The sequence below is a fragment of the Pseudomonas sp. LBUM1660 genome, from assembly GCF_059695935.1.
On the sequence record NZ_CP166795.1, the window covers coordinates 380,932 to 397,062 of the forward strand.

14 protein-coding genes and 1 pseudogene are annotated in these 16,131 nt (G+C 60.1%); 12 read left to right on the forward strand and 3 right to left on the reverse strand.

What is annotated here, in order from left to right:
* Positions 1-157 precede the first annotated feature (157 nt).
* Together ACA068_RS01865 and ACA068_RS01870 are read left to right on the forward strand one after the other, a co-directional pair.
* On the forward strand, positions 158-1,168 hold the full coding sequence (locus ACA068_RS01865; protein WP_497307164.1) for a class 1 fructose-bisphosphatase: 1,011 nt from the start codon (positions 158-160) through the stop codon (positions 1,166-1,168).
* 3 nt (positions 1,169-1,171) lie between these two features.
* A complete protein-coding gene (locus tag ACA068_RS01870) occupies positions 1,172-1,774 on the forward strand; it encodes a DUF924 family protein (RefSeq protein ID WP_497307166.1) in 603 nt (200 codons plus the stop codon).
* A gap of 115 nt (positions 1,775-1,889) precedes the next feature.
* Here ACA068_RS01870 and ACA068_RS01875 read toward each other — a convergent pair whose 3' ends face one another.
* Positions 1,890-2,654: a methyl-accepting chemotaxis protein gene (locus ACA068_RS01875; RefSeq protein ID WP_370694726.1), complete on the reverse strand. Its 765-nt coding sequence runs from the start codon at positions 2,652-2,654 to the stop codon at positions 1,890-1,892.
* A gap of 93 nt (positions 2,655-2,747) precedes the next feature.
* Positions 2,748-3,782 (reverse strand): annotated as a pseudogene (locus ACA068_RS01880) (HAMP domain-containing protein); the annotation flags it as partial.
* Between the two features lie 284 nt (positions 3,783-4,066).
* On the opposite strand from ACA068_RS01880, the gene ACA068_RS01885 reads away from it, so the two are divergent.
* Together ACA068_RS01885 and ACA068_RS01890 are read left to right on the forward strand one after the other, a co-directional pair.
* On the forward strand, positions 4,067-4,321 hold the full coding sequence (locus ACA068_RS01885; RefSeq protein ID WP_497307168.1) for a hypothetical protein: 255 nt from the start codon (positions 4,067-4,069) through the stop codon (positions 4,319-4,321).
* Between the two features lie 31 nt (positions 4,322-4,352).
* Complete coding sequence (locus ACA068_RS01890) at positions 4,353-4,922, forward strand: lipocalin family protein (protein ID WP_497307170.1); 570 nt, start codon at positions 4,353-4,355, stop codon at positions 4,920-4,922.
* A gap of 119 nt (positions 4,923-5,041) precedes the next feature.
* Here the strand turns inward: ACA068_RS01890 and ACA068_RS01895 are convergent, their stop codons facing one another.
* Positions 5,042-6,406 carry a formimidoylglutamate deiminase gene (locus tag ACA068_RS01895; protein WP_497307172.1) on the reverse strand — a complete coding sequence of 455 codons (1,365 nt, stop codon included), beginning with the start codon at positions 6,404-6,406 and terminating at the stop codon, positions 5,042-5,044.
* Positions 6,407-6,552: 146 nt separating this feature from the next.
* Here ACA068_RS01895 and hutC point away from each other — a divergent pair, with 146 nt between their 5' ends.
* From hutC to hutH, 8 genes are all read left to right on the forward strand, one after another.
* Positions 6,553-7,263, forward strand: a complete 711-nt coding sequence (gene hutC, locus ACA068_RS01900) for a histidine utilization transcriptional repressor HutC (RefSeq protein WP_154505298.1) — start codon at positions 6,553-6,555, stop codon at positions 7,261-7,263.
* 9 nt (positions 7,264-7,272) lie between these two features.
* Positions 7,273-7,845, forward strand: coding sequence for a HutD/Ves family protein (locus tag ACA068_RS01905; protein ID WP_497307174.1), 573 nt, complete (start codon positions 7,273-7,275; stop codon positions 7,843-7,845).
* Positions 7,846-8,344: 499 nt separating this feature from the next.
* On the forward strand, positions 8,345-10,027 hold the full coding sequence (hutU, locus tag ACA068_RS01910; RefSeq protein ID WP_497307176.1) for a urocanate hydratase: 1,683 nt from the start codon (positions 8,345-8,347) through the stop codon (positions 10,025-10,027).
* Positions 10,028-10,190: 163 nt separating this feature from the next.
* Positions 10,191-11,663, forward strand: a complete 1,473-nt coding sequence (locus ACA068_RS01915; protein ID WP_497307178.1) for a purine-cytosine permease family protein — start codon at positions 10,191-10,193, stop codon at positions 11,661-11,663.
* A 69-nt stretch (positions 11,664-11,732) separates the two neighbouring features.
* Positions 11,733-12,701, forward strand: coding sequence for an ABC transporter substrate-binding protein (locus ACA068_RS01920; protein WP_497307179.1), 969 nt, complete (start codon positions 11,733-11,735; stop codon positions 12,699-12,701).
* A gap of 70 nt (positions 12,702-12,771) precedes the next feature.
* Entirely contained in the window at positions 12,772-13,623 is an 852-nt protein-coding gene (locus ACA068_RS01925; RefSeq protein ID WP_045061975.1) for an ABC transporter permease, read from the forward strand.
* Entirely contained in the window at positions 13,620-14,450 is an 831-nt protein-coding gene (locus ACA068_RS01930; protein ID WP_497307181.1) for a quaternary amine ABC transporter ATP-binding protein, read from the forward strand. Before ACA068_RS01925 ends, ACA068_RS01930 begins: the two co-directional genes overlap by 4 nt.
* A 157-nt stretch (positions 14,451-14,607) precedes the next feature.
* A complete protein-coding gene (gene hutH, locus ACA068_RS01935) occupies positions 14,608-16,131 on the forward strand; it encodes a histidine ammonia-lyase (protein ID WP_497307183.1) in 1,524 nt (507 codons plus the stop codon).

Sequence of the window (16,131 nt, forward strand, 5' to 3'; positions counted from 1 at the left end):
GGGAGCAAGCTCCCTCGCCACAATTGAGTTCATTTACGGCTACGCTCAACCCCGCGCATGAACTCTATTGGGCGTATCACGTCTGATAGGAGGAAATGCGCCCCGACTCGCGTTAAACTGCGCGGGTTTTTAGCCCCCAATTCCACCGGAGCCTTCCATGTCCCGCGTTACCCTGAGTCGCTATTTGATTGAGCAGACCCGTAGCAACAACACCCCTGCCGATCTGCGTTTCCTGATCGAAGTGGTGGCGCGTGCTTGCAAGGAAATCAGCCACGCCGTGTCCAAGGGCGCCCTCGGCGGCGTTCTGGGCAGCATGGGCACTGAAAACGTCCAAGGCGAAGTGCAGAAGAAACTCGACGTGATCTCCAACGAGATCCTGCTCGAAGCCAACGAATGGGGCGGTCACCTGGCCGGCATGGCGTCCGAAGAAATGGACAATGCCTACCAGATCCCGGGCAAATACCCGAAAGGCGCGTACCTGCTGGTATTCGACCCGCTGGACGGCTCGTCGAACATCGACATCAACGCACCGGTAGGCACTATTTTCTCGGTGCTGCGTTGCCCGAGCGAATACCTGAGCCAGAACGAAGCCTTGAACGAAAAGGCCTTCCTGCAGCCAGGCACTGAGCAGGTCGCTGCCGGTTACGCTATCTACGGCCCGCAGACCATGCTGGTGCTGACCTTGGGCGACGGCGTGAAAGGCTTCACCCTGGACCGCGAAATGGGCAGCTTCGTGCTGACCCATGAAGATATCCAGATCCCGGAATCCACCCAGGAATTCGCGATCAACGCGTCCAACCAGCGTCACTGGGAAGCGCCGGTACAACGCTACGTCGGCGAATTGCTGGCGGGCGATGAAGGCCCGCTGAAAAAGAACTACAACATGCGCTGGGTCGCCGCGATGGTTGGCGACGTGCACCGCATCCTGACCCGTGGCGGTCTGTTCATGTACCCACGTGACAGCCGCGAACCGTCGAAGCCGGGCAAGCTGCGTCTGATGTACGAAGCCAACCCAATGTCGTTCCTGGTTGAACAGGCCGGCGGCGCGTCCACCGACGGCCATCAGCGCATCCTCGACATCAAGCCTGACGGCTTGCACCAGCGTGTCGCGGTGTTCCTCGGTTCGAAAGAAGAAGTCGAACGCGTCACGGCTTACCACAAGGAATAAACCATGACCGCGCCCTGGCAGCCGTTGCTCGAATGGTGGTTCGGAACGCTCGAATCCCCCAACGACATAGCGGCTGACAAGGGCAAGTTATGGTTCGGCAAGCGCGACAGCCAGGACCTCGAAGCGCAAACGCGTTTCGGGGACTGGGTCGAGCAGGCACTGGCCGGCGGATTGACTGACTGGGCGCAACGCCCCGAAGGTTGGCTGGCCCTGGTGCTGCTGCTCGATCAACTCCCGCGAATGATCTTTCGCGACACTCCCAAATCCTTTTTAGGTGATCTCAGGGCTCAGGCTCTCGTGGCGCAAGGCATTGCGGCGGATTTCGATCGGCAGTTGCGGCCGATTCAGCGGGTGTTTATCTACCTGGTGCTGGAGCATTGCGAGCATCTGGCGGTGCAGAACGAAGCCGTCTCACGGTTCATCGAATTGGTGGCGCAGCAGCCGGAGGCTGATCGGGCAGTGTTTGCCGATAACCTGGATTATGCCGAGCGGCATCGGAAGGTGATTGCGCAGTTTGGGCGGTTTCCGCACAGGAATGCGGTGTTGGGAAGGGAGTCTACGGCTGAGGAACTGGCGTTTCTTTCGCGGCCTGGTTCAAGGTTCTAATCTTCATCGTGGCTGATGCCGTCATCGCCAGCAGGCTGGCTCCCACATTGGGTTTGTGTCGTTCACAATCCCCTGTGGGAGCCAGCCTGCTGGCGATGGGGCCAGTGAAAGCAGCTTAAATCCGGAAACTACCGACCAACTGTTTAAGCCGCGCCGCCTGCTGCTCCAGATCCGCACAAGCACGCAAGGTCGACTGCAGGTTCTCCACGCCTTCCTGGTTCAGGGTGTTGATCTCGGTGATGTCGACGTTGATCGACTCCACCACCGCCGTTTGCTCTTCAGTCGCGGTCGCCACGGACTGGTTCATCCCGTCGATCTCACCAATACGCTGGGTCACGCTGCCCAGACGCTCACCGGCCTGGTTGGCGATGCCGACGCTGCTTTCGCTCTGGCGCTGGCTGTCGGTCATGGTGCTCACCGCTTCGCGGGCGCCGACTTGCAGCTCTTCGATCATCTTCTGCACTTGCTGCGCCGAATCCTGAGTCCGGTGGGCGAGGTTGCGCACCTCGTCCGCGACCACGGCAAAACCACGGCCGGCTTCACCGGCACGCGCCGCTTCAATCGCCGCGTTCAATGCCAGCAAATTGGTCTGCTGCGAGATGCTGGTGATCACTTCCAGAATCTGTCCGATGTTCACGGTGTTGCTGTTAAGCGTTTCGATGTTGCCGCACGAATCGCTGATCTTCGCCGAGAGCTGCTGCATCGCGGCGATGGTTTTATCCACCACTTGCTGACCGTCTTCGGCTAAGGCACGGGCGTCGCTCGAATGCTGGGAGGCGAGGGCGGCGTTCTGGGCGATTTCCTGGGCGGCGGCGCCCAGTTCGTTGATCGCTGCAGCCACACTGCTGGTGCGTGAGGCTTGCTGGTCGGAGTTGAACATCGACGAGTTCGAGGCCGCCACTACACGCAAGGCCACTTCGTTGACCTGGCCGGTGGCCGATGAGACTTCGCGAATCGATGTGTGAATACGTTCCACGAAGCGGTTGAACGAGGTGCCCAGTGCACCGAATTCGTCCTGGCCGTGGATGGTCAGGCGTTTGGTCAGGTCACCTTCGCCTTCGGCGATGTCATGCATGGCGCGGCCCATGGTCAGCAGCGGCTGCATCAGGAAGCTGATCAGCATGCCCAGCAGCGCGATGATGATGACCACGGCGATGACCATGGCGATGATCGCTGAGGTGCGAAATTCGCTGAGCATCGCGAACGCGGTGTCTTGGTCCAGCACCAGCGCCACGTACCAGTCTGCCGAAGGCACACCGTTGACGTGGGTGAAGGAGATGAACTGGGTCTTGCCGTCGAGCTCGACTTCTTTCATGCCCGGGCTGACTTTCGGCGCGCCGTTCGGGTAGGCCTCGGCGAGGCTCTTGAGCACCAGTTTGCTGTCCGGGTGGATCAGGATCTTGCCGTCGGCGCTGACGATGAACGCGTGACCGTGACCGCCGAAGTTCAGCGAGTTGATGATCGCGCTCACGCTCGACAGGTCGATGTCCGCACCGGCGACGCCGATCATCTGGCTCTGATGCTGCACCGGCGTGGCCACGGTGATCACCAGTTTGCCGGACGAGGCGGCGATGTACGGTTCGGTGACGATGGTCTGTTGCGCGCTGTTGGCCGCCTTGTACCAGCCGCGTGCGCGAGGATCGTAGTCCGGCGCACGATTGCCGGCCGGGATCGAGAACATCACGCCGTCAGTGCCGCCGAAGTAGCTCAGCTGGAAGTTGCCGGTGTAGGCCGGCAAGTCGATGGCGCGCTTGAGGTTGGCCGGTGCGTTGCCGTCCACGGCGATCTGCTGGGACAACGATTGCAGCAACTGCATGCGGCTTTCCAGCCAGGTCTGGATGTTGCTGGTGGTCAGGCTGCCGAGTTCCTGCATCGAGGATTCGGTACTGCTGCGCAAGGTCTGGCGCTGGCGGTAGTCGTTGAACAGGATGAAGCAGGCGAACGCAACGGCGACCACGAGGGCGGCTGCCAGCAGGATCTTGTGGCTGAATTTCATGTTTCTGGTCATTAAGTGCACTACCGCGGAGGGGCTGGTCAGCGAGGGGGCGTCAATTTGCCACAGTCGAGGGCTTTGCGCTGCTTCTATGTCGACTGGTCAGCGCCAAAGATTAGGCATCTTTTTGCGAAAACCGATGAAATACTCAACGGCGCAGGAAAGTCGCTGATTTTTCGGAAAAAGGCAGACGAGCGGCCCGATAAATAGCCGGGCAGTCGGGGAACCAGATGGGGGTTTTCTCTTCTAAGCTTCTGCTTGGCAGCCATGCCATTCCCCTTCGCCCCAGGAGCTACACCATGTCGCTGCGTTCTATTGCCCTGCTCTCGTTCTGCGTGTTGTTGGTCGCATGCAGCAAGGTCAATCAGGAAAACTACTCGAAACTGTCGGCCGGCATGCCCAAGGCAGAGGTTGAAGCCTTGCTGGGTAAAGCCACTGATTGCTCGGGCGCGCTCGGCATGTCCAGTTGCACCTGGGGTGACAAGAACAGCTTTATCAGCGTGCAGTACGCCGGTGACAAAGTACTGATGTTTTCCGGCCAAGGCCTGAAGTAATCCGGGGCTACGCGCCCACGGGAGAAAAACAATGAAGCGGTTACTGATACTCCTTTTTGCCGGCCTGGTATTGGCCGGCTGCGCCACTTCTGGCGAAGATCCGTTGGCACCGAAAACCGCCAATAGCGTCAATCTCAAGAAGTACCAAGGGACCTGGTACGAGTTGGCTCGTCTGCCGATGTATTTCCAGCGCAACTGCGCACAATCCGAAGCCCATTACACGCTCAAGCCTGACGGCAACGTGCTGGTGTTGAATCGCTGCCTGACGGCGGATTGGCAATGGGAAGAGGCCAAGGGCACGGCTTATCCACAAGTGCCGGGCAAGACCGACAAATTGTGGGTCGAGTTCGATACCTGGTTCTCGCGCTTGCTGCCGGGTGTGGCGAAAGGGGAGTACTGGGTGCTGTACGTCAGCGACGATTACAAGACCGCCATCGTCGGTGACCCGGGCCGCAAGTACCTGTGGCTGCTGTCGCGAACGCCGACGGTCAACGGTGTAGTGCGTGAAGAACTGCTGAGCAAGGCGCGTCAGCAGGGCTACGACACCACGCGGCTGATCTGGCGCGCGTCGGATACGCAGATGGCGAAGACCTCGAACTGACGGCTAACGCATACCCATGTGGGAGCGAGCCTGCTCGCGATAGGGACATCAGATTCAACGGAAGTGTTGACTGATATTCCGCTATCGCGAGCAGGCTCGCTCCCACATTTTGTTTGGGGTCAGCCCAGGAGATCGCGGAGGACTTGGGTAAACGCGCGGTTACTTTCTTCTTCGTCCGCATGACGCCCGTCGCGCACAACCCACTGGCCATTGACCAGCACATCCCGCACCTGGCGATCGCCACCGGCAAACAACCAACGATTGAGAATCCCGTCACCGCTAGCCGTTGCCAGATACGGGTCGTTGCCGTCCAGCACCAGCCAATCCGCACGTTTTCCAACTTCCAACGCGCCGATCGGCTGCCCCAGCGCCTGAGCGCCGCCATCCAGCGCAGCGTCATACAGCGTGCGGCCGACCATCGGCTGATCCGCGCCATACAACCGATTACGCCGCTGATCGCGCAGACGCTGGCCATATTCCAGCCAACGCAGTTCTTCCACCACGCTCAATGACACATGGCTGTCAGACCCGATACCCATGCGTCCGCCCTGCGCGAGGAAATCCACCGCCGGGAAAATTCCGTCGCCGAGGTTGGCCTCGGTGGTCAGGCACAGGCCGGCAATGGCGCGACTCTTGGCCATCAGCGTAACTTCTTCCGGGTTGGCGTGGGTCGCGTGGACCAGGCACCAGCGCTGGTCGACCTCGGCGTTTTCGTACAGCCATTGCAACGGACGACGACCGCTCCAGCTCAGGCAGTCCTCGACTTCCTTCTGCTGTTCGGCAATGTGGATGTGCACCGGGCACTGCTTGTCGCTGGCCGCCAACACTTCACTGATTTGCTGCGGTGTGACCGCGCGCAACGAGTGGAAGCACAAGCCCAGCGACTGCGCCGGTTGTTGCGCGAGGATCGGCTGCAAACGCGACTGAAGTTTCAGGTAGTTTTCGGTGTTGTTGATGAAGCGGCGCTGGCCGTCGTTCGGCGTCTGGCCGCCGAAACCGGAATGGCTGTAAAGCACCGGAAGCAAGGTCAGACCGATACCGGCGGAACTGGCGGCTTGGCTGATGCGTAGCGCCAGTTCGGCCGGATCAGCGTAAGGCTGGCCATTGGTGTCGTGATGCACATAATGAAATTCCGCGACCGAGGTGTAACCGGCCTTGAGCATTTCGATGTACAGCTGACGAGCAATGACGCCGAGTTGCTCCGGGCTGATTTTTCCGACGAGGCGATACATCAGATCGCGCCAGGTCCAGAAACTGTCGTTCGGATTGCCCGCCACTTCGGCCAGCCCGGCCATGGCTCGCTGAAAGGCGTGGGAATGCAGATTGGGCATGCCCGGCAACAGAGGACCGCTCAGCCGTTCGGCGCCATCTGCGTGGGAATCGGCCTGGATATGGGTCAAAACGCCGTCGGCGCTGACCTCAAGACGTACATTGTTGGCCCATCCACTAGGCAGCAGCGCGCGTTCGGCAAAGAAGGCGGACATGGTTCAGCACCCCATCGTGTGTTATTTGTATATACATATACAGACGTTTGCCTGCTCGGTAAACTCCGGCAAGCTAGCAACCTCTCTTCAACGAACAAGGATTAACCGTGCCGACTCCGCCTGCAGTCTCTCCGTTGGCCGCACACATGGGCGACAGTCCGGCGCCCTTGTACGCCCGCGTCAAACAGATGATCACCCAGCAAATCGACAGTGGAAACTGGCCGCCGCATTACCGCGTTCCGTCGGAAAGCGAGCTGGTCAGCCAGCTCGGTTTCAGCCGCATGACCATCAACCGCGCCCTGCGCGAGATGACCGCTGACGGTCTGCTGGTGCGCATGCAAGGTGTCGGCACGTTTGTCGCCGAGCCGAAGAGCCAGTCCGCGCTGTTTGAAGTGCACAACATCGCCGACGAAATCGCCTCCCGTGGCCATCGCCATACCTGCAAGGTGATCACCCTCGAAGAAGAGGCCGCCGGTTCCGAGCGCGCTTTGGCGCTGGACATGCGCGAAGGCCAGAGGGTTTTCCATTCGCTGATCGTGCATTTCGAAAACGATATTCCGGTGCAGATCGAAGACCGTTTCGTCAACGCCCTGGTGGCGCCGGACTACCTCAAGCAGGACTTCACCCTACAAACGCCTTATGCCTATCTGAACCAGGTCGCGCCGCTGACCGAAGGCGAGCACGTGGTCGAGGCGATTCTTGCCGAGGCCAGCGAGTGCAAATTGCTGCAGATTGAAAAGGGCGAGCCATGCCTGCTGATTCGTCGCCGCACCTGGTCCGGCCGCCAGCCTGTGACCGCCGCCCGTTTGATCCACCCTGGTTCCCGTCATCGCCTGGAAGGTCGGTTTCACAAGTGAGCGCCATAAATGAATGAAGTGAACGTTTTACGCGCCAAGGATTACCCGCGCATGCCGTGGAAAAACGGCGGTGGCAGCACTGAAGAAATCACCCGTGATGCGGGTGTTGGCCTTGATGGTTTCGGCTGGCGTCTGTCGATTGCCGATATTGGTGAGTCGGGCGGATTCTCAATGTTCGCCGGCTATGAGCGCGTGATTACCGTACTGCAAGGAGATGGCATGATCTTGCGAGTTGATGGCCAGGACACCCATCCGTTGTTACCGTTGGAGCCGTTTGCTTTCAGCGGTGAGAGCCACGTTACCTGCACCTTGCTGGGCGGGCCGATTCGCGATTTCAACCTGATTTATGCGCCGCAGCGTTACGACGCCCGGTTGCACTGGCTGGAGGGTGAGCAACGGTTTTTCACTTCGGCTGGCACCGTGATCGTCTTCAGTGTCACCGATGCGCTGGAAGCGAAGGTGGGTAGCCACAACGCACAATTGGGTCGCCATGATTGCCTGCGACTCGACGGTAACACCGGCCTGCTGGAAGTCTCCGTCAGCGGCCAATGCTGCGTGATCGAACTGACAGCGCACCGTTAACTGTGGCGAGGGAGCTTGCTCCCGCTCGGCTGCGCAGCAGTCGTCAATCCTGAATCCCGATTCCCTCTGATACACCGCATGCTCCCGGTTTTGGGTCTGCTTCGCAGCCCGGCGGGAGCAAGCTCCCTCGCCACAAAAGCAGCCCTAAACCCGTTCCCCATCGCGCACCACTTTGTTACCGAACGCCCCAGCGTGGCGCAAAACCACGCTCAAGTAACAGCTGACCCGTCCCCCGAAAAAGCCCCCCAAAAAATTTCATCTCTGCTACACCCCTTGATCCAGGCGCTTGCCAGCCCTTTTAAAACTTTTCTTGAACACCCCTCCAACAAGTTGGCCGCTTGATTGCATATGCTTGTATGTACAAGTAAAGACGTATGCGTATGAGTCGACCGAGACTCCTCGCAGCGTCCACTGATTCGCTTGTGTCGCTTTGACGCGCACAGGCTTGGCTTACCCACCGCCAGGGTTGGTTTGGATTGATCGCTGAGGAGTCTTTTTCGTGACTGACAATAAACCTACGAAGTTTCGTGACGTTGAAATCCGCGCTGCCCGCGGTAACAAGCTGACCGCCAAGAGCTGGCTGACCGAAGCGCCGCTGCGCATGTTGATGAACAACCTCGACCCGGAAGTCGCCGAGAACCCTAAAGAACTGGTGGTTTACGGTGGTATCGGTCGTGCGGCACGTAACTGGGAATGCTACGACAAGATCGTCGAAAGCCTGACTAACCTGAACGACGACGAGACCCTGCTGGTGCAATCCGGCAAGCCGGTCGGCGTGTTCAAGACCCACAGCAATGCTCCGCGCGTGCTGATCGCCAACTCCAACCTGGTGCCACACTGGGCGAGCTGGGAACACTTCAACGAACTCGACGCCAAAGGCCTGGCCATGTACGGCCAGATGACCGCCGGCAGCTGGATCTACATCGGCAGCCAAGGCATCGTCCAGGGCACTTACGAAACTTTCGTCGAAGCCGGGCGCCAACACTACAACGATGACCTGAAAGGTCGTTGGGTCCTGACCGCAGGCCTCGGCGGCATGGGTGGAGCTCAGCCTCTGGCCGCAACGTTGGCCGGTGCTTGCTCGCTGAACATCGAATGCCAGCAGGTCAGCATCGATTTCCGTCTGAACAGCCGTTATGTCGATGAGCAAGCCACCGACCTCGACGACGCGCTGGCTCGCATCGCCAAATACACCGAGGAAGGCAAAGCGATTTCCATCGCCTTGCTCGGCAACGCAGCTGAAATCCTGCCGGAACTGGTCAAGCGCGGCGTGCGCCCGGACATGGTCACCGACCAGACCAGCGCCCACGACCCGCTCAATGGCTACCTGCCGGCCGGCTGGACCTGGGAAGAGTACCGCGCTCGCGCCAAGACCGAGCCAGCCGCTGTCGTCAAAGCCGCCAAGCAATCCATGGCCGTGCACGTTAAAGCGATGCTCGAATTCCAGAAGATGGGCATTCCGACCTTCGACTACGGCAACAACATCCGTCAGATGGCCCAGGAAGAAGGCGTCGAGAACGCATTCGACTTCCCAGGCTTCGTACCCGCTTATATCCGTCCACTGTTCTGCCGCGGCATCGGTCCATTCCGTTGGGCTGCGCTGTCGGGCGATCCGCAAGACATCTACAAGACCGACGCCAAGGTCAAAGAACTGATCCCGGACGACGCCCATCTGCACAACTGGCTGGACATGGCCCGCGAGCGCATCAGCTTCCAGGGTCTGCCGGCACGTATCTGCTGGGTGGGTCTGGGCCAGCGCGCCAAGCTGGGTCTGGCGTTCAACGAAATGGTTCGCAGCGGTGAATTGTCCGCGCCCATCGTGATCGGTCGCGACCACCTGGACTCCGGCTCTGTGGCCAGCCCGAACCGCGAAACCGAATCGATGCAGGATGGCTCCGACGCCGTGTCCGACTGGCCACTGCTCAACGCCCTGCTCAACACCGCGAGCGGCGCGACCTGGGTTTCCCTGCACCACGGCGGCGGCGTCGGCATGGGTTTCTCCCAGCACTCGGGCATGGTGATTGTCTGCGACGGTACTGACGAAGCAGCCGAGCGTATCGCTCGCGTCCTGCACAACGACCCGGCTACCGGTGTCATGCGTCACGCCGATGCGGGTTACCAGATCGCGATCGACTGCGCCAAGGAACAGGGCCTGAACCTGCCGATGATTACCGGCAAATAAAACGGGCTTTGGCCTGATGCAAAACCTGTAGGAGCGAGCGGGCGGCGATCCGACTTGCCCGCGAAGGCGTTTCAACTGATGCACCGCGGTGCATCGTTCGCGAGCAAGCTTCGCTCCTACAGGGGATCACCAACACCGAATAACAATCCACAGAGGTTGAATCATGGCTGTTAACAACGATCGTGCAGGCAGTAAACCGTTGATCGAGACCCGTTCGATCGACTACATCCCGGAAGCGGAAAGACACGGTCGTCTGTTGAGCCAGTTCACCCTGTGGATGGGTGCCAACCTGCAAATCACCGCGATTGTCACCGGGGCGCTCGCCGTGGTGCTGGGCGGTGACGTGTTCTGGTCGTTGATCGGTTTGCTAATCGGTCAACTGCTCGGCGGCGGCGTGATGGCGCTGCATGCGGCGCAAGGGCCCAAGCTTGGCCTGCCGCAGATGATTTCCAGCCGCGTGCAGTTCGGCGTTTATGGCGCGGCCATCCCGATCGTGCTGGTCTGTTTGATGTACCTCGGTTTCACCGCAACGGGAACCGTGCTTTCCGGTCAGGCGCTGGGCCAGTTGTTTGGCGTCAGCGACAGCGTCGGCATCCTGATCTTCGCCAGTGTCATCGTGCTGGTCACGGTGCTCGGCTATCGGGTGATCCATTTCATCGGCCGTGTCGCCAGCGTCATCGGTGTGATTGCCTTTGTTTATCTGTTCAGCCGTCTGATGAGCCAGACGGACGTTGGTGCACTCCTGCAAATCCGCCACTTCAGTTGGAGCAGCTTCCTGCTTGCGGTGTCGCTCGCGGCGTCCTGGCAGATCGCCTTCGGTCCTTACGTGGCTGACTACTCACGCTACCTGCCGAGCAAGACTTCCTCGGTGAAAACCTTTTTCGCCGCTGGCGCGGGTTCGGTCATTGGCGCACAGGTGGCGATGATCCTCGGCGTGTTTGCCGCTGCTTCGGCCAACGGACAATTCGCCGGTCACGAAGTGGCCTATATCGTTGGTTTGGGCGGTACCGGTGCCACCGCTGCGCTGCTGTACTTCAGCATCGCGTTCGGCAAGGTCACCATCTCCACGCTGAACTCCTACGGCAGCTTCATGTGCATTGCGACCATCATCAGCGGTTTCCGTGGTCACCTGCAGGTATCGCGCTTGCAGCGACTGGTGTTCGTGCTGTTCATCGTCGGTACGGCGACCCTGATCGCGTTGCTCGGTCAGCACTCGTTCCTCGGTGCGTTCAAGTCCTTCATCCTGTTCCTGCTGGCGTTCTTTACGCCATGGAGTGCGATCAATCTGGTGGACTACTACTGCATCACTCGCGAGCGCTATGACGTGCCGGCGCTGGCTGATCCGAACGGTCGCTACGGCCGTTGGAACCCACTCGGTATCAGCGTCTATGTCTTCGGTGTGCTGGTGCAACTGCCGTTTATCTCCACCAAGTTCTATACCGGTCCGCTGGTGGAGGCCCTGGGTGGTGTGGATGTTTCCTGGATCATCGGTCTGGTGCTTCCCGCAGCCCTGTATTACCTCTGCGCGAAAAAATGGCATGGCACCGTACCCGATCAACTGATTCTGCCGGTCGAGCAGGACAGCATCGTAAAACCTAAAACAAGTGGGGCTGGTCGCGCTGCGGCGCAGGCCTGATTGGACGTGGACAGGGCTGGATGCCTCTTGACTGCCGTAAGCCAATTCATGATTAGGAGCGTCACTACAATGAAATCGAACAAGACCCTGCTGACCACATTGCTTTCCATGGGCCTGCTGGCCAGTGCTGGCGCCACCCAGGCGGCCGGTTGGTGCGAGTCGGGCAAACCGGTGAAGTTCGCCGGCCTGAACTGGGAAAGCGGCATGCTGCTGACCGACGTCATGCAAATCGTTTTGGAGAAGGGCTACGACTGTAAGGTCGACAGCCTTCCAGGCAACTCCATCACCATGGAAAACGCCCTGAGCAGCAACGACATTCAAGTGTTCGCCGAAGAATGGGTCGGCCGCAGCGAAGTCTGGAACAAGGCCGAGAAGGCCGGCAAAGTCGTCGGTGTCGGCGCTCCGGTCGTTGGCGCAATCGAAGGCTGGTACGTGCCACGCTACGTGATCGAAGGCGACGCCAAGCGCAAGCTGGAGCCCAAGGCCCCGGACCTTAAAGCAATCGCCGATCTGGGCAAATACGCCGCCGTGTTCAAGGACCAGGAAGAGCCCTCCAAGGGCCGTTTCTACAACTGCCCGGCCGGCTGGACCTGTGAGCTGGACAACAGCGAAATGCTGAAAAGCTACGGCCTGGAAAGCACCTACACCAACTTCCGTCCAGGCACTGGCCCGGCGCTGGATGCCGCCGTGCTGTCGAGCTACAAGCGTGGCGAGCCGATCTTGTTCTACTACTGGTCGCCAACCCCGCTGATGGGCCAAGTTGATCTGGTGAAACTCGAAGAGAAACCAGGCGTGGACAAGACCGTGACCATCAAGGTCGGCCTGTCCAAAACCTTCCACGAGCAAGCCCCGGAACTGGTGGCTGTGCTGGAAAAGGTCAATCTGCCAATCGACTTGCTCAACCAGAACCTCGGGCGCATGGCCAAAGAGCGGATCGAATCGCCAAAACTGGCCAAGATCTTCTTGAAGGAACATCCTGAAGTCTGGCACGCATGGGTGAGCGAAGACGCAGCCAAAAAGATCGACGCGGCCTTGTAGGTCGAGCTTCACCGACTGCCGTCAGCGGCAGTCGGGCGCTTGATCGCAACCCCTTGATTGAGAGTCTCTTATGTTTCCCGAAAGCTTTACCTTTTCCATCGCCGACTGGGTCAACGGTTGGGTCGATTCGCTGGTCACCAACTACGGCGATGTGTTCCGGCAGATCTCCGACACCCTGTTGTGGGCCATCGTCAATCTTGAAGGGCTGCTGCGTGCGGCGCCCTGGTGGCTGATGCTGGCCATCGTGGCGGGCGTGGCCTGGCACGCGACTCGTAAAGTGGTGACCACGGCGGTCATCGTCGGCCTGCTGTTCCTGGTCGGCGCGGTCGGCCTCTGGGACAAGCTGATGCAGACCCTGGCGCTGATGATGGTGGCGACGGTCATTTCGGTGCTGATCGGCATTCCGCTGGGCATTCTCTCGGCACGCAGCAATCGCCTGCGTTCGGTGTTAATGCCGTTGCTGGACATCATGCAGACCATGCCGAGTTTCGTGTACCTGATCCCGGTGCTGATGCTGTTCGGCCTGGGCAAGGTCCCGGCGATTTTCGCCACGGTGATCTACGCCGCGCCGCCGCTGATTCGCCTGACCGACCTCGGCATTCGCCAGGTGGACGGTGAAGTGATGGAAGCGATCAACGCCTTCGGTGCCAACCGTTGGCAGCAACTGTTCGGCGTGCAACTGCCGCTGGCCCTGCCGAGCATCATGGCCGGGATCAACCAGACCACCATGATGGCCCTGTCGATGGTGGTGATTGCCTCGATGATCGGTGCCCGAGGCCTGGGTGAAGATGTGTTGGTGGGGATTCAGACCCTCAACGTCGGACGTGGCCTGGAAGCCGGTCTGGCGATCGTGATTCTGGCAGTGGTCATCGACCGCATTACTCAGGCGTATGGTCGGCCACGGCATGAGGTGAGCAAATGAACAACGAAGCCATCAGCAAAATCGAAGTCAAAAACGTCTTCAAGATTTTCGGCAACCGTTCCAAGGAAGCGCTGGGCATGATTGGCCAGGGCAAGACCAAGGATCAAGTGCTGGCCGAAACCGGCTGCGTGGTCGGCGTGAACGACTTGTCGTTGAGCATCGGCACCGGCGAGATCTTCGTGATCATGGGCCTGTCGGGTTCCGGCAAATCCACGCTGGTGCGTCACTTCAACCGTCTGATCGACCCGACCAGCGGCGCGATCCTGGTGGACGGCGTGGACATCCTGCAATACGACATGGAAGCCCTGCGCGAATTTCGCCGGCACAAGATCAGCATGGTGTTCCAGAGCTTCGGCCTGCTGCCGCACAAGACTGTGGTGGATAACGTCGCCTACGGCCTGAAAGTGCGTGGCGAGAGCAAGCAAATGTGCTCCGAGCGCGCGTTGCACTGGATCAATACCGTGGGCCTCAAGGGCTACGAAAACAAATACCCGCATCAGCTCTCGGGCGGCATGCGTCAGCGTGTGGGCCTGGCTCGCGCCCTGGCGGCAGACACCGACATCATCCTGATGGACGAAGCGTTCAGTGCGCTCGACCCGCTGATCCGCGCGGAGATGCAGGACCAGTTGCTGGAACTGCAAAAGACCCTGCACAAGACCATCGTCTTCATCACCCACGACCTCGACGAGGCTGTGCGCATCGGCAACCGCATTGCGATCCTCAAGGATGGACGGCTGATCCAGGTCGGCACGCCAAAAGAGATCCTGCATTCGCCGGCGGATGAGTATGTCGACCGGTTCGTACAGCGGCGGGCTGCAGTGGTCTGACAATGAATGATGGCGAGATTGCTTTTGTGGCGAGGGAGCTTGCTCCCGTTCGAGCGCGAAGCGGTCGCAGATTTTTTGGGGCTGCTTCGCAACCCAGCGGGAGCAAGCTCCCTCGCCACAGGTGTCGTGCGTTCATGAATTCTGTATGAGGTTGAAGATGTCCCAGGCTGAAAGAATCGTTATCGCCGACGCCCCGTTGCGTTGGCAGGATGTGGTGGCCGTCGCCCGCCATGGCGCACAGCTTGAGCTGTCGCCGCAGGCCTGGGTGCGGATCGAGAATGCCCAGGCCATCGTCCAGCGCATCGTCGCCAGCGGCGAGCGCGCCTATGGCGTCAACACCGGCCTGGGCGCGTTGTGCAACGTCTCGCTCAAAGACGAGCAGCTCAGCCAACTCTCGCGCAATACCTTGCTCAGCCATGCCTGTGGCGTTGGCGCTCCGCTGGCCGACGAGCAGACCCGCGCGATTCTCTGCGCGGCGATCCTGAATTACAGCCAAGGCAAATCCGGCATTCATCGCCGGGTGGTTGAAGCATTGTTGGCGCTGCTCAATCGCGGCATCACCCCGCAAGTGCCTTCCCAGGGATCGGTGGGTTACCTGACCCACATGGCGCACATCAGCATCGCGCTGTTGGGCGTCGGCAATGTGAGTTATCGCGGGCAGATCGTCTCGGCACAGCAAGCCCTGGCCGAAGAAGGTCTGCAGCCAGTTCAGCTCGGCGCCAAAGATGGCTTGTGCCTGGTCAACGGCACGCCGTGCATGTCCGGCCTCAGCTGTCTGGCGATTGCCGATGCGACGCGCCTGGTGCAATGGGCGGACGTGATCGGTGCGATGAGCTTCGAAGCCCAGCGTGGCCAGATCGCGGCGTTCGATGCCGAGATCATCGCGCTCAAACCGCACCCGGGCATGCAGCAGGTCGGCATCAACCTGCGGGCGTTGCTGGATGGCAGTGAAGTGATTGCGTCGAGCAAAGGCATTCGCACGCAGGATGCGCTGAGCATCCGTTCGATCCCGCAAGTCCACGGTGCTGCACGGGATCAACTGGCGCACGCGATCCAACAGATCGAAACCGAACTCAACGGCTGCACCGACAACCCGTTGCTGCTGGGCACGCCGGACAACTTCCGTGTCATGTCCCAGGCCAACCCGCACGGCCAATCCGTGGCCATGGCGGCGGATTTGCTGGCGATTGCCATGGCCGAAATCGGCTCCATCGCCGAGCGTCGCCTTGATCGCTTGATCAACCCGCACGTCAGCGGTTTGCCAGCATTTCTGGTGGCCAATCCGGGGGTGAACTCCGGAATGATGATCGTCCAGTACGTCGCCGCTTCGCTGTGTGCGGAAAACCGTCAATTGGCGCAACCGGCGGTGCTCGACAACTACGTCACCTCGGGCCTGCAGGAAGACCACTTGAGCATGGGCACCAACGCGGCGCTGAAGCTGCATCGCGCCCTGGAAAACTGCACGCAGATCCTCGCCATCGAGTACCTGCTGGCGGCTCAGGCGTTTGAATTCCTCAAGGAACAACGTTTTGGCGCAGGCACCGATGCCGCGTGGCGTCTGCTGCGCGAACGCGTCCCGGCCTACGACCAGGACCGCTGGCTGGCGCCGGACATCGCCGCGGCTGCCAGCGTATTGAAAGATCCGATGTTGCTGCACAAGGCTTTACCGAACCTGAACTGA